Origin of the sequence: Streptomyces sp. LUP30 (genome assembly GCF_001746365.1) — a bacterium.
Lineage (GTDB): Bacteria > Actinomycetota > Actinomycetes > Streptomycetales > Streptomycetaceae > Streptomyces.
The window spans coordinates 58,493-71,788 of sequence record NZ_MJAJ01000013.1; the positions used below are offsets into that span (position 1 = coordinate 58,493).

The following is a 13,296-nucleotide window of genomic DNA, read 5'->3' on the forward strand; positions in this document are numbered from 1 at the left end:
TGACCACCACCGGCTTCAATACTGCTCACCTTATGAGGATTCGGCCCGAGTGCGTACAGGTCGTCGACCAGAGACCGCCGCTCGGAACACAGGGACCTCTGTGACTTCTGGGGACGAAGGCACCCGAAGGCGTGCTCGTCGGGGGGCGCGCTGCACATATATCTACGCGCCGGTGGCTCACTCCGTGGCGCGCATCCCTCGTGCAGGTGAGTTGAGACCTCTTCGAAACATCCGCGCCTTGGCAGGCTCATCCGTGTAGACACGTCGCGTCCTGGCATGAGAGCGAACAATTAGCTTTGTTTCCAAGGCACTTGACCCCGAAAAGCCTTGCAGAAACGTGCCTGTCAACGCGTGCATATGCGTCCGCCCTACCCCACCTGATGAGCCCTACTATCGGCTCGCCATGACAGCAGCAGGGAAGCACCAGGTGAGCCGCGCGGAAACCTCACGCCGAGGCAACCGGCCGGGCCGGGCGGGCATCAGGGACGTGGCCGCCGCCGCCGGAGTCTCCATCACGACCGTCTCCGACGCCCTCAACGGCAAGGGCAGGCTCCCGGACGCCACCCGACGCCATGTCCGCGAGGTCGCCGACCGACTGGGCTACCGCCCCTCCGCGGCCGCCCGAACCCTTCGTACCGGCAAGTCAGGGCTCATCGGCCTGACCGTGACCACGTACGGGGATGAACCTTTCACCTTCACCGAGTTCGCGTACTTCGCGGAGATGGCGCGCGCCGCGACCTCGGCCGCGCTCGCCCGCGGCTACGCACTCGTCATCCTCCCGGCGACCTCGCGCCACGACGTGTGGTCGAACGTCGCCCTGGACGGCACGGTCGTCATCGACCCCTCCGACCAGGATCCGGTGGTCAGCGAGCTGGTCCGGCAGGGCTTACCGGTCGTCTCCGACGGCCGCCCGGCCGGCACGCTCCCGGTCACCGCCTGGGTGGACAACGACCACGAGACCGCCGTCCTCGACATCCTCGACCATCTGGCCGACGCCGGCGCCCGCCGCATCGGCCTGCTCACCGGCACCACGACCGACACGTACACACACCTGTCGACCAGCGCGTATCTGCGCTGGTGCGAGCGGGTGGGCCAGGACCCCGTCTACGAGGCCTACCCCGCGCACGACCCCTGCGCCGGCGCCGTCGCCGCCGACCGGCTGCTGGCGCGCCCCGACCGCCCCGATGCCGTCTACGGCCTGTTCGACCCCAACGGCACGGACCTGCTGGCCGCCGCACGCCGGTACGGACTGCGGGTCCCGGAGGACCTGCTGATCGTCTGCTGCAGCGAGTCCATGGTGTACGCCAACACCGAGCCGCCCGTGACGACCCTCTCGCTGAAACCGCGCCGCATCGGAACAGCTGTCGTCCAGCTCCTCATCGACGCGATCGAGGGGGTCGAGGGAGACGGACCGGTCGAGCAGGTGATACCGACCGAACTGTTCGTGCGGACCTCGTCCCAGCGACGCCCCCCTCGCACGACGGTCAGCCCACCGAGGGCCCCGGAGGGGAAGTAGCCCGCGCCGCGCGAACGCGCCGCGCTGCCCGTCCCACGCCCGTTCTTCCGGGAATGGGACGGGCAGCGGCTTTTCCGGTTCGGCGGCGCTTGTCGGCACTCGCCGGCGCTCGGAGGTGCTTGGCGGCGCTTGTCGGTACTCGACAGTGCTTGTCGGCGTTCGTCAACGCAGGTGAGCGGGAGGCACGTATGGGGGTTTTCCATGCGAGCCCTCCCGCCGCCACCGACCGCGTGGGTCAGCCGCTCGGACGGTGGGGAACGCACTCGTCCGCCCCTGGCGGCGGCGACCTCGGCGTTCCTTTCCCCGCAAAGGGCCCGGGAACGTTTCTGCGCGGCCGCCGACAGCCGGACTCCCGCCCGTGAGAAGCGTCTCCCTGCGCGTCCCCGGAAGCCCCCGTCCCGGGCGAAACCGGCGCCCGCCCCGGCCCGCGGAGCCGATCGTGAGGGTGGCGCGCGGGTGTGGGCACGGTGCGCGCCGGGTGAGTTCGAGTTGCCGAAGCCCGGTCCAATCGGGGCGAAAGCCGCGATGAACTGGAGCCTTGCTCCGATTCACCACCCCTGGGTCGTCACACGGCACGATCCGCATTCCTATGATGGGCGCACGGCACCGCGGGCCGCTGCGACCAAGCAGCCCGCAGGGTGCAGATGCGGCGCGATGGTGGAGGGGTCTGATGACTCAGGGGGCCGGTCAGGGACCCGAGGTGGAGCGAACGGCGACGTTGCGCGACTTCCGGGTGCCCGCGTACGTCAACGAGACCGGTCCGTACGACCACGGCACACAGCCCGGTGACACGGCGCCGCCCCTCGAGGAGCCCTTGGAGCACCCCGAGGGCTACACGCCCACCCAGCGCGACCTGCCCGTCATCAACCGCCGCGGCGACACCCTCCAGGTGGCCGTGGACCCGGCGACCGTGCAGGCTCCGCTGCCCGCGACCGGCCCGGGCCCGCTCTTCGTCGTCGGCGACGTGCACGGCTACCTCGACGAACTGGTGGCCGCCCTGCAGGAGAAGGGCCTGATCGACGACGCCGGCAACTGGTGCGCGGGCACCGCCCGGCTGTGGTTCCTCGGCGACTTCACCGACCGCGGGCCGGACGGCATCGGCGTCATCGACCTCGTCATGCGGCTGTCCGCCGAAGCCGCCGCGGCCGGCGGCTACTGCAAGGCCCTCATGGGCAACCACGAACTGCTGCTCCTCGGCGCCAAGCGCTTCGGCGACACCCCCGTCAACTCCGGCGCGGGCACCGCCACCTTCCAGGCCGCCTGGCTGCTCAACGGCGGCCAGAAGTACGACATGGACCGTCTCCAGGATCACCACCTGCAGTGGATGGCCCGGCTCGACGCCGTCGAGGAGGTCGACGGTCACCTGCTCGTCCACTCCGACACCACCGCCTACCTCGACTACGGCGACTCGATCGAGGCGGTCAACGACACCGTCCGCGAGACGATCACGCGCAACGACGCGGACGAGGTGTGGGACCTGTTCCGCAAGTTCACCAAGCGCTTCTCCTTCCGCGACGAGGGGGGTGCCGACGCCGTCCGCTCCCTGCTCGATACGTACGGCGGCACCCGCATCGTTCACGGCCACAGCCCGATTCCCTACCTGCTGGGCGAAGTCGGCTCCGAGGAGGACGAGGACAACGACGGCCCGCACGTCGCGGGCCCGCACGTCTACGCGGACGGGCTGGCCATCGCGATGGACGGCGGTGTGACGATGGCCGGAAAACTGCTGGTCCAGCAACTCCCCCTGGAGATCTGAGCGTTCGGGGGCCCTCCCAGGACCTTCTCCTAGGGGTTTCCCGGGGGTTCTCCCGGGAGTCCCCCGCGGGTTCCAAAGCCGTCCCGGCGTCTCCGATGCCTTCCCGGGGGCCCGGCGCAGCGCGTCTCGTGACCATCGACGACACCGCAGGCCGAGGGCCAATTTCGGCAAACCCCCTGTCACCGCATGCCGTCGCCGCTCTACCATCGGGCTTATCCGTAGCAGGCTCCCCTCCGTTTCTGCCCGACGGCTCGTTGGCATGCGAGCCCCAAGCCCTACGGAGCATCGGGGGATGCACATGAACAGCGTTCCGCAGCACCTGCACAGCGAGGACCGCCAAGAGTACGAGCGGATCCTCGACGAGGCGCTGCGCTCCGCACCACACCACCCGGACCTCGCCGCCGTGGGACAGCGGCTCAACTCCGAACAACTGCGCACCATGGCACTCAACGCCTCCGCGCTCATCACGGTGGCCGCGGCAGCCGAATACCAGCACTACGTGAAGGTCCGCGAGGAACTGCGCCACCCCGCGCCGTCCACCGCGACAGCCGCGCCCGAGTCCGGAGCCGCCGAACCGGACGTCGCCACGATGGGACTCGCCACCACCATGGGCGACCCGGCCCAGGCCGCCGAAGCCGCCGGCGCGGGCGCCGTCGCCGCCGTCCTCACCCCCGTGCTCGCCGGGACCGCAGCGGTCATCTTCCTGCTCGTCGGCTACATCCTCAGAGCACTCGCCCCCGAACAGGCGTTCGCCCGGACCATGGTCGCCGCCGGTTGGGCGTTCGGGGCCGTGGCCGCCGCCGCGATCCTCGTCGCCACCGTCGCTCTGCTGCTCACCGCCCTGCGCAACCGGCCCTCCCTGGAGGCCGAACCGTACGGCGAACAGAGCGAGGAGGTCACCCGGGCCAGAGAAGCCTGGCGCGAAGCCCTCCTGGAACGCGGCATCCTGCCGTTTCTCCGGGAAGCCCTCGCCGACCCCGGCACGGCGACCGCCCTGCACACCGAACCAGCCCCTCCGGCTCCCACCGGCCGGCTCCCGAAGATCGGCTACGGCCGCCCGGGCTTCAGCAGCCCCGACGACGGGCGCTCGACCGGACCTCGGCCGAGCTTCAGCAGCCCGGACTACACCAGCCCCGATTTCGGCGGCCCGGAACACCACCCGGAATAGGCGTCGTTTCGTCACAGGGCGGAGGACAGGAGCCACATCGGGTCCGGGCCGAATCGGGTCCGGGCCGAATCGGGTCTGGGCCGGATCGGGTCTGGGCCGAATCGGGTCCGGGCCGAATCAGGTCCGGGCCGAATCGGGTCCGGGCCGAATCAGGCCTGGGCCGAATCAGGTCCGGGCCGAATCAGGCCTGGGCCGAATCGGGCCCGGGCCCTGGGGACCGGGGCGATCAGCCTGCGCCGGCCTCCAGCGACGCCCGGCTGGGGTCGGGCAGTCGGGCTTCTGACGTCCCACCGCGCCCTGGGTCCCAGCGGAGGCTCTGGCGGTACGGAGGGCACGCACTGGACGCACGGACTGGAGGCCGGGGACGCACCGGCACCCGTCAGAGGATGCCGGCCCGGCTCGCCGCCTTGATCCAGTCGGGGAACTCGGACAGGAGCCGGTCGTAGAGCTCCTGATCCGGGACGGTACTGATGTCGTCCACCGCGAAGAAGCCCACGTTGTCGACGCGCCTCCCGGGCAGCGTGTCGAACCGCTCCAGCACCCCGTAGTTGGACCGTCCGAGCCCCACGAACTGCCAGAAGATGGGCTCCTCGACCGCCGCCCTCAGTTCCCGCTCGATCGCCGCGTCGCGGTACACCCCTCCGTCGGAGAAGAACAGGACCAAGGTCGGAGCGTTCGCCGGATTTTCCCGTACATAGGCTCTGACCTGGGCGATCGCCTTCTGCTCCTCGTTCTGGATGCCGACCGCGCGCATGTCGACCTGCCCAGGCTCCAACCCCTTACGAGGCTTCTTGGAGCGGCGGAACAGACTCATCTCGCCCACCCGCACGTGCAGCCGCAGCCACTCGGGGAGCTCGCCCAGACGCAGGTCCGGTAGACGAGCCGTCTCACTGGCGAACGTCCAGGCCTGCATCTCGCCGTCGTCGTCGAGTTGTGCCGCCACCGCTGCCATCCGCTCCACGACGTCCGCCATCACGCCTTTGGAGTACAGGAACGACATGGACCCGGAGGCGTCGAGAACGAGCAGGATCCGCGCGCTGATCCCGGTCGCTCCGCGCTTGCTCAGGCTGACGGCGACCTGCTCCTTCCGCAGCGACAGCCGTTTGCGCATGTCGACCGGGAGCCGCTCCTCGCCCTTCGTCAGGCGGGGCCCGGAAGGCCGACCGGACGGAGCCGATTCCGGTGGACCGGCGGAAGGCGCGACCGGGATGACAGCCGGAGGCGATTCCGGACGGCTGACCGGCGGTGCGCCTGCATGGGCGGGCCTCGACGGTCCACCAGGCTCAGCGCGCGGAACAGGTGGAACAGGCGGGAGGGTCGCCACGGGCGCCTCCTCCGGTTCCTCGTCGACCGTGATCCCGAAATCGGTGGCCAGCCCTGCCAGTCCGGAGGCGTAGCCCTGACCGACCGCCCTGAACTTCCAGCGCCCCTCGCGCAGGTACAACTCGCCCCCGATGAAGGCCGTCTCCGTGTCGGCTTGCATGTCGAAGCGAGCGATCTCGGACCGGCCGCCCGTGCCGAACAGCCGCAGCGTCAGTCCCGTCACCTGCCCGAAGGCACCACCGTCGGCGGATGCGCACAGCACCACCCGGGTGATCGCCTTCTCCAGCGAACGGAGGTCCACGTGGACGGCGTCGGTCACCACTCCGGCGTCGCGGTGCTTGCCGACGTGTCTCACGGCGCCGGATGCGTGAAGGGGCTGGTTGTAGAAGACGAAATCCCCGTCGTTCCGAACCCGTCCGCCATCGGCCAACAGCAGTGCCGAGACGTCGATGTCCGGTCCGCCGGCACCCTCGGCCCAACTGAGTTCGACCCGGACATCCGGTGAGTCGACCGGCAGATTGGCGCCCTTGCTCATGGATCGCGCTGTCATGGAGGCAAGTCTGCCGAGTCGACGTCCGACTTCAACCGAACGAACAGGGACGTCTTCTCCCGGACCGCCGCCCGCCCTGATGGCCCTTCTGACCACCCGCCTGTCCAATCTGCAGACCCTCTGCCGGCCCTCCTGCCGGACTTCACGTCGGCCCGTCGGCCGGCCTTCCACCGGTCCCCCACCGGTCCCTCCATCGGTCCCCCCGTCAGTTCCCCATCGGCGCCGCCTGGGCGTCGAGCCCGTACCGGCGGCACCCATGGGGAACGGCTGTTCAGTCGGCCAGCGGCAGGTACACCCGGTTCCCGCTCGCGGCAAACTCCTTCGATTTCTCCAGCATCCCCTGGGCGATCTCGTCCGCCGTGGCGCCCTCGGCCGCCCCGCCGCCGAACCGCTCGGTGATGCTCTGGCTGATCTTCATCGAGCAGAACTTCGGGCCGCACATCGAGCAGAAGTGGGCCGTTTTCGCCGGCTCGGCCGGCAGCGTCTCGTCATGGAACTCCCGTGCCGTGTCCGGGTCGAGAGCGAGGTTGAACTGGTCTTCCCAGCGGAACTCGAAGCGCGCGTCCGACAGCGCGTCGTCCCATTCCTGCGCACCGGCGTGCCCCTTGGCGAGGTCGGCTGCGTGGGCGGCGATCTTGTAGGTGATGACGCCGGTCTTCACATCGTCACGGTTGGGCAGCCCCAGGTGTTCCTTGGGCGTGACGTAGCAGAGCATGGCCGTGCCCCACCAGGCGATCATCGCGGCGCCGATACCGGACGTGATGTGGTCGTATGCCGGCGCGACGTCCGTCGTCAGCGGGCCGAGCGTATAGAACGGAGCTTCATCACAGATCTCCTGCTGAAGGTCGATGTTCTCCTTGATCTTGTGCATCGGGACGTGCCCCGGGCCTTCGATCATGGTCTGTACATTGAAACGCTTGGCGATCGTGTTGAGTTCCCCGAGTGTCCTCAACTCCGCGAACTGCGCGGCGTCGTTGGCGTCCGCGATCGAGCCCGGCCGCAGACCGTCGCCGAGCGAGTAGGTGACGTCATAGGCGGCGAGGATCTCGCAGAGTTCCTCGAAGTTCTCGTACAGGAAAGACTCCTTGTGGTGCGCCAGGCACCAGGCCGCCATGATCGAACCGCCGCGCGACACGATGCCCGTCTTGCGGTTGGCGGTGAGCGGCACGTATGCAAGACGGACGCCGGCGTGGACCGTCATGTAGTCGACGCCCTGTTCGGCCTGCTCGACGACCGTGTCCTTGTAGATCTCCCAGGTCAGCTCCTCGGCACGGCCGTCCACCTTTTCCAGCGCCTGATACAGCGGCACGGTGCCGATGGGCACGGGGGAGTTGCGGAGCACCCACTCGCGGGTGGTGTGGATGTTGCGTCCGGTGGACAGGTCCATGACCGTGTCGGCACCCCACCGGGTCGCCCAGGTCATCTTCTCGACCTCCTCCTCGATGGAGGACGTCACAGCCGAGTTGCCGATGTTGGCGTTGACCTTCACCAGGAAACGCTTGCCGATGATCATCGGCTCGATCTCCGGGTGATTGACGTTGGCCGGCAGCACGGCCCGACCGGCCGCGATCTCCTCGCGGACCACCTCGGGAGAAACGTTCTCTCGGATGGCGACGAACTCCATCTCGGGTGTGATCTCTCCCTGCCGCGCATACGCGAGCTGGGTGACCGCCTTACCGTCCCGGCTGCGGCGCGGCAGCCGGGGCCGACCGGGGAAGACGGCGTCGAGGTTGCGCAGACCGCCGCGCGGCGCGGTGTGCTTGATGCCGTCGTCCTCGGGGCGGACCGGACGGCCCGCGTACTCCTCGGTGTCCCCACGCGCGATGATCCAGCTCTCACGCAGCGGCGACAGGCCCCTGCGGACGTCGGTCTCGACAAGCGGATCGGTGTACGGGCCGGAGGTGTCGTACAGGGCGACCGACTGCCCATTGGTGAGGTGCACCTGTCGGACCGGCACGCGGAGATCGGGGCGAGTGCCCTCGACGTACCCCTTGTGCCAGCCGATGGACTTCCCGGTCTCCGCGTCGTTCCCGTCGACTGCGTTCACGTCGATCGCGTTCCCGTCGACCACGTTCTCGCTGGTCGCGTTCTGCATGGAGGCAGGCGTGCGTGCGTCCTTGTTGGTCATGAGACCTACTCCCTACGCCGGCATTACCCGGTAACAGGTTCGGCGGTCGACGCAGCGGCTACCGCCTGCCGACGTTTCATGTGAAACATCACTCGACATGAGAGACGTTCCACGTGAAACATCGCGAAGACGGAGGTCAGCGTCCTCTCAGCCCGGTGCTCCGAGCTCCCGCGTGTGCAAAAGTGCCTCCACGCTAGCGTCAACTCGGGCGCGGTGAACAGAGGGCCCCTGCCGTTCTTGCGATGATCGGTCGGTGACCACGACACCCCCGCCCCCGCTCCCGCCCGAGCCGCCCCGTCGGCCGGGTGTCGGAAACGGCCCCGTCAACAGCCCCGGTGGCGTCTCCGGGAGTGGTCCAGGAGACGCTCGCGACTTCGGCGGCGGTGGTCACGTGCACGGGCGTCCTCACCATCCCGGGCAAGCCCAGGAACCAGGCTCCGGACAGGAGCCGGGGTATGCAGGGGGACTGGGAGGCCTGGCGCGCGGTGGCACGCCCAGCGGTCAGGGGCCCGGCCAGGGCCCAGGCCGGGGCACGGGCCCTGGCCCCGGTCAGGGACGCGGGCAGGGACGTGGGGACGGTTACGGGTACGGCTACGCCAGCAGCAGGGGCAACAGCGACTTCCAAGAGACCCAGCAGGGGCACGGGCACGGGCACGGATATGGTCCTGGCCCCGGAACCGGCCCCCACCCCGGCTCAGGTCCTGTCCCCGGCCCCGGCCCCGGCCCTCAGGGCGGCCACAGGATGGGTTCCGGCGGCCATGGACCGGGCTCAGGAGACGGGTATGGGACCGGGGCCGGTGGCGAACATGAGACCGGCCACGTCGGTGGACACCAGCCCGGCCACGGCAAGGCGCACGGTCACGGCGAGGAACACGGCCACGGCGACGTGCATCAGGCCGGCCAGGGCGAGGGACAGAGACGCGGTCATGACGAGGGGCACGGGCATTCTCACGGTCACAGCCACAGTCATGGTCCGGCCGCCCCTGTCTCCCGGCACCTGCGCAAGGTCATCGCCGCCATCCTCATCCCATTCGGCGTCGCGGTCCTGGTCGGGCTCGTGGTGCTGTGGCCAGGCGGCGCCCCGGCGCACGAACGCACCGGGGTCGGCTTCGACCGGCAGACCCAGCAGGCCACGGTCGCCAAAGTCGTGAGCGTGAGCTGTGCTTCGGTGAACGCCTCGGGCCAGACTCCGACGGGCGACACCTCCACGGCAGCGGGCTCCTCGGCGCAGCAACAGGCGAAGGGCACGTGCAAGAGGGCCACGATCCGGGTGGACACCGGTGACGACAAGGGCCGTACGTTCACCGAGATCATCCAGCCGGACCAGAGCCGGCAACTGGACCAGGGCGAGAAGGTCGTGGTCGCCTACGAGCCCTCCGCACCGAAGGATCTGCAGTACTCGGTCGCCGATGTGAACCGCCGCATCCCCATGTCCGTCCTGGCCGGCATCTTCGCGGTCGCCGTCGTGGTCGTCGGGCGACTTCGGGGCGTGATGGCGCTGGTCGCACTGGCCATCAGTTTCCTGGTGCTGAACTTCTTCGTGCTGCCCGCGATCCTGCAGGGCTCGAACCCGCTGGTCGTCGCGGTGGTGGGGTCCAGCGCCATCATGCTGATCGCGCTCTACCTGTGTCATGGTCTGTCGGCCCGCACCTCCGTCGCGGTGCTCGGCACGCTCGTCTCACTGCTGCTCATCGGCATCCTCGGCTCGGTCTTCATCGACTGGGCGGTGTTGACCGGCAACACGGACGACAACACGGGCCTGATCCACGGCCTGTACCCGTCGATCGACATGAGCGGCCTGCTGCTCGCCGGCATCATCATCGGCTCGCTCGGCGTCCTCGACGACGTGACGGTCACCCAGACGTCAGCGGTCTGGGAGCTGCACGAGGCCAACCCGTCGATGGGCCGGCGAGGGCTCTACCGGGCCGGTATCCGAATCGGCCGTGACCACATCGCCTCGGTGGTCAACACGCTTGTCCTCGCCTACGCCGGCGCCGCCCTGCCGCTGTTGCTGCTCTTCTCGATCGCCCAGAGCAGCGTGGGCGCCGTCGCCAACAGTGAGTTGGTGGCGGAGGAGATCGTGCGCACGCTGGTGGGCTCGATCGGTCTGGTGGCCTCCGTGCCGGTCACGACGCTCCTGGCCGCCCTCGTGGTCTCCGCCGACCGTCCCGGAACCGGCTCGGCGGCGGTGCCGGTTCCGGCTGCGACTCCGGCGGCTGCGGCTGTGGCTGCGGTGGGCTTGACGGGGTCGGCGGCTTCGGCGGGAGCGACGTCGGATCCCGCTCCGGCCCGGGGTGGCCGGGGCAGGCGCCGCAAGCGCTGACCTGTCCGCACCGCGCCCGGCCCCCAGTGGGAGCCGGGCGCACGCCCAACCGTTCTGCTCCGTCGAGCGGTCCAGCGGGCCGATGGACGGATGGGCAGATGAACCGATGAAGAAGCGTCCCTGCGTATCCGCACCCCGTGACGAAGCGTTCCGCCACCGCTCGCTGCCGCCCCGTCAGCCCGCGCTCTGCTCCTCCGCGAGGATGCGGTCGAGTGCCTCGTCGAGATGCGCGTCGAAGTCGGCGAGCGCACCCTCCTGGCCCAGAGGCACCAGCTTGTCGGTGCGATCGAGGAACGCCACCAAAGGGGCCGCAGATGAGCGGAACACGGCCTGGTCCCCACAGACCTGAAGCCGGATCAGGACCTCTCCGAGCACGTCCGGTTCGACGGGCGAGACGCGGACGTCGCCCTCACCGCACGGCCTGCCCACTCCATCGATGAGCAACTCTCGACCGAAGGCCCAGGTCACCGGGGCGTCACCGGGCAAGTGGAAGGTGAGTCGCACCGCGTAGGGATCGCACGACTCGTAAACCAGCTCCACCGGGATGCGGAACGAGAGCTCCTCGGAGACGAGGAAGCTCATCATGACCTCTGCCTGTACTGCCTGCACGGACTCGCGCATCGCCTAACCCCGTCATTTGCCGTCGATTGGCCGGGAATGAACCTTCTGACACTGCAGGCATCTTGCTGAACGTACACAACAGATCACAAGGAGTGAGTTTTCAGATACTGATAGAGATCGCGAGGGACCCCAGCAGTCGTCCGACCTCGTACTGCAGTTGCCGGGCCGCGGCATGCAGCCGGTCGGCGTGGTGGGCTGGCAGCGACATCGCCATCGTCGCCGCCGTGGTGCCCACGGTGATCGGAATGGCGGCGCATACAGTGCCCAGTGCGTACTCCTGTCGTTCGACGACCGGTTCCATGCGCGGCATCCGCTCCAGGCGCCGCAACAGAGTGTGGTTGTCACGCACGGTGTACGGGGTGATCGACCGCGCCGGGTAGCGTCCCAGGTGATCCCGTCGGGCGTCCTCATCCAGTTGGGAGAGCAGGCACTGGCCGATGGCGTGTGCGTGTCCCGTCTCGCGGAAGTCGGCCCATTCCTCCACCGCCGGGTTGCCCGGGGTGTCGGAGACGCACATGATCTCGATCTCGCCGTCCCGGTACTGCGCGTAGTACACGGGGACACCGATCGAATCGCGCCACTGGGCAAGAGTGTCGGCGACAGTGCTGCGACGTTTCTGCGCCGCTCCGCTGCTGCCGAGGCGTTCGGCGGCCTCACCGAGGAAGAACAGCCCCTTGTCCCGGCGCAGGTAGCCCTCGTGCACGAGGGTGCGCAACAGGTGATAGGCCGTGGGCAGGGCGAGACCGGTCTCGCGGGCCAGCTGCTTCGCCGGGGCTCCGAACTCGTGCTCGGCGACGGTTTCCAGCAGTCGCATGGCGCGCTGCACGGAGCCGATCAGGGTGGTCGCCGGGTGCGGTTGCTCAGGGACGGCCGGGTTCGGCGGCCGCTGGAGCGGTGGTGCAAGGGAACGTGGCGGGGTGGGGGGTGCGTATGGTTCTGCGGTTGCGGTGTCGACCGTGGGCAAGGGGGGCACTCCCGAAGCGCGAGGGGGCGGTCCGTGCGGGGGAACACGGGAGGGGGCGTACGCCGCTCGCGGGGCGTCGTCCCCGCGTCGAGTTCCGGACTTTAACCGTCTGCCACCGCTTGCAGACGGGCTGCGGGAAAACTTCCCCCGGGCGAGGGAACCGGTGATTCCTGTTACCGATCACCGGTCTTCGGCGCCGCCCACCGACCGCCGCTCGTCACCACTCGCTGCGCGACGACGAACTCGACGTGAACTTCCGTACGACGTAGACCAGTCCACCGACCAGCGCCACGAAGACCAGCAGCTTGAAGAGCAGGCCGATCACGAAGCCGACGACGCTGGCTATCAGCCCGCCGAACACGACCAGCGCGATGACCGGCACCGCGACCCACTTCACCCACCACGGCAGTCCAGCGAAGATCTCTTGCATCGCCCTCGTCCTCATCCTCTTCGATCGACTTCCGGCGCTCCTGTCGCGCCGGATCATTTCGATGTCCTGCGTCGATGCTAGGTCGGAAGAGGGTCCTGACGGGGGCCTCGCACCCCTTGTCCTCCCCTGATCGAACCCTTAGGGAACCCCGAGGGCGCGGGTCCGCAACCAGGCGGAGAAGCTCAGCTCTCGGGTGGCGAGAACACCACCAGGACCCGAAGATCCTCGCTGATGTGATGGAACTTGTGGGCCACTCCGGCCGGGACGTACACCACGCTCCCGCGGGCCACCTGTGTGGTCTCCAGGCCGACGGTGATCGAGGCCCGTCCACTCGCCACGAAGTACACCTCGTCCTGGTTGTGCGGGTTCTGTGGATCATGGGTGCCGGCGTCGAGCGCGTACAGGCCGACCGACATGTTCCGCTCACGCAGAAACTGCAGGTAAGCACCGTCGTTGGCGGCTCGTTCCGCCTCCAGTTCATCCAACCGAAATGCCTTCATCGACCTTGTCCGCTCTC

At 69.0% G+C, this 13,296-nt stretch carries 10 protein-coding genes and 1 riboswitch; of the genes, 4 read left to right on the forward strand and 6 right to left on the reverse strand.

Annotation, left to right across the window (positions count from 1 at the left end):
- Positions 1-403 precede the first annotated feature (403 nt).
- From BG482_RS13610 to BG482_RS13620, 3 genes are all read left to right on the forward strand, one after another.
- Complete coding sequence (locus BG482_RS13610) at positions 404-1,516, forward strand: LacI family DNA-binding transcriptional regulator (RefSeq protein ID WP_069769261.1); 1,113 nt, start codon at positions 404-406, stop codon at positions 1,514-1,516.
- Positions 1,517-2,186: 670 nt separating this feature from the next.
- Entirely contained in the window at positions 2,187-3,272 is a 1,086-nt protein-coding gene (locus BG482_RS13615; protein WP_069769262.1) for a metallophosphoesterase, read from the forward strand.
- Between the two features lie 292 nt (positions 3,273-3,564).
- Complete coding sequence (locus tag BG482_RS13620; protein ID WP_069769263.1) at positions 3,565-4,440, forward strand: hypothetical protein; 876 nt, start codon at positions 3,565-3,567, stop codon at positions 4,438-4,440.
- A 379-nt stretch (positions 4,441-4,819) separates the two neighbouring features.
- Here the strand turns inward: BG482_RS13620 and BG482_RS13625 are convergent, their stop codons facing one another.
- Positions 4,820-6,313, reverse strand: coding sequence for a VWA domain-containing protein (locus BG482_RS13625; RefSeq protein ID WP_069769264.1), 1,494 nt, complete (start codon positions 6,311-6,313; stop codon positions 4,820-4,822).
- A 271-nt stretch (positions 6,314-6,584) separates the two neighbouring features.
- Complete coding sequence (thiC, locus tag BG482_RS13630) at positions 6,585-8,441, reverse strand: phosphomethylpyrimidine synthase ThiC (RefSeq protein WP_069769265.1); 1,857 nt, start codon at positions 8,439-8,441, stop codon at positions 6,585-6,587.
- Positions 8,434-8,623: riboswitch (TPP riboswitch) on the reverse strand. Its footprint overlaps the gene before it by 8 nt.
- A gap of 560 nt (positions 8,624-9,183) precedes the next feature.
- On the opposite strand from thiC, the gene BG482_RS13635 reads away from it, so the two are divergent.
- The gene (locus tag BG482_RS13635) at positions 9,184-10,764 is read left to right on the forward strand and encodes a YibE/F family protein (protein WP_079141787.1); all 1,581 of its coding nucleotides are present in this window, start codon (positions 9,184-9,186) and stop codon (positions 10,762-10,764) included.
- Between the two features lie 174 nt (positions 10,765-10,938).
- Here BG482_RS13635 and BG482_RS13640 read toward each other — a convergent pair whose 3' ends face one another.
- The 4 genes from BG482_RS13640 to BG482_RS13655 all read right to left on the reverse strand — a co-directional run bounded on the left by BG482_RS13640 (position 10,939) and on the right by BG482_RS13655 (position 13,279).
- Entirely contained in the window at positions 10,939-11,385 is a 447-nt protein-coding gene (locus BG482_RS13640) for an SsgA family sporulation/cell division regulator (RefSeq protein ID WP_069769266.1), read from the reverse strand.
- A 100-nt stretch (positions 11,386-11,485) separates the two neighbouring features.
- Positions 11,486-12,349, reverse strand: a complete 864-nt coding sequence (locus tag BG482_RS13645) for an IclR family transcriptional regulator (RefSeq protein WP_079141788.1) — start codon at positions 12,347-12,349, stop codon at positions 11,486-11,488.
- Positions 12,350-12,566: 217 nt separating this feature from the next.
- Positions 12,567-12,779: a DUF5326 family protein gene (locus BG482_RS13650; protein WP_069769268.1), complete on the reverse strand. Its 213-nt coding sequence runs from the start codon at positions 12,777-12,779 to the stop codon at positions 12,567-12,569.
- Between the two features lie 182 nt (positions 12,780-12,961).
- On the reverse strand, positions 12,962-13,279 hold the full coding sequence (locus tag BG482_RS13655) for a cupin domain-containing protein (protein WP_069769269.1): 318 nt from the start codon (positions 13,277-13,279) through the stop codon (positions 12,962-12,964).
- Positions 13,280-13,296: the final 17 nt, after the last annotated feature.

Excerpts from the sequence above, each read along its gene's own strand:
- BG482_RS13610 (WP_069769261.1), top strand. The coding sequence starts at position 404 with ATGACAGCAGCAGGGAAGCACCAGGTGAGCCGCGCGGAAACCTCACGC.
- BG482_RS13615 (WP_069769262.1), top strand. The coding sequence starts at position 2,187 with ATGACTCAGGGGGCCGGTCAGGGACCCGAGGTGGAGCGAACGGCGACG.
- BG482_RS13620 (WP_069769263.1), top strand. The coding sequence starts at position 3,565 with ATGCACATGAACAGCGTTCCGCAGCACCTGCACAGCGAGGACCGCCAA.
- BG482_RS13625 (WP_069769264.1), bottom strand. The coding sequence starts at position 6,313 with ATGACAGCGCGATCCATGAGCAAGGGCGCCAATCTGCCGGTCGACTCA.
- thiC (WP_069769265.1), bottom strand. The coding sequence starts at position 8,441 with ATGACCAACAAGGACGCACGCACGCCTGCCTCCATGCAGAACGCGACC.
- BG482_RS13635 (WP_079141787.1), top strand. The coding sequence starts at position 9,184 with ATGGGTTCCGGCGGCCATGGACCGGGCTCAGGAGACGGGTATGGGACC.
- BG482_RS13640 (WP_069769266.1), bottom strand. The coding sequence starts at position 11,385 with ATGCGCGAGTCCGTGCAGGCAGTACAGGCAGAGGTCATGATGAGCTTC.
- BG482_RS13650 (WP_069769268.1), bottom strand. The coding sequence starts at position 12,779 with ATGCAAGAGATCTTCGCTGGACTGCCGTGGTGGGTGAAGTGGGTCGCG.
- BG482_RS13655 (WP_069769269.1), bottom strand. The coding sequence starts at position 13,279 with ATGAAGGCATTTCGGTTGGATGAACTGGAGGCGGAACGAGCCGCCAAC.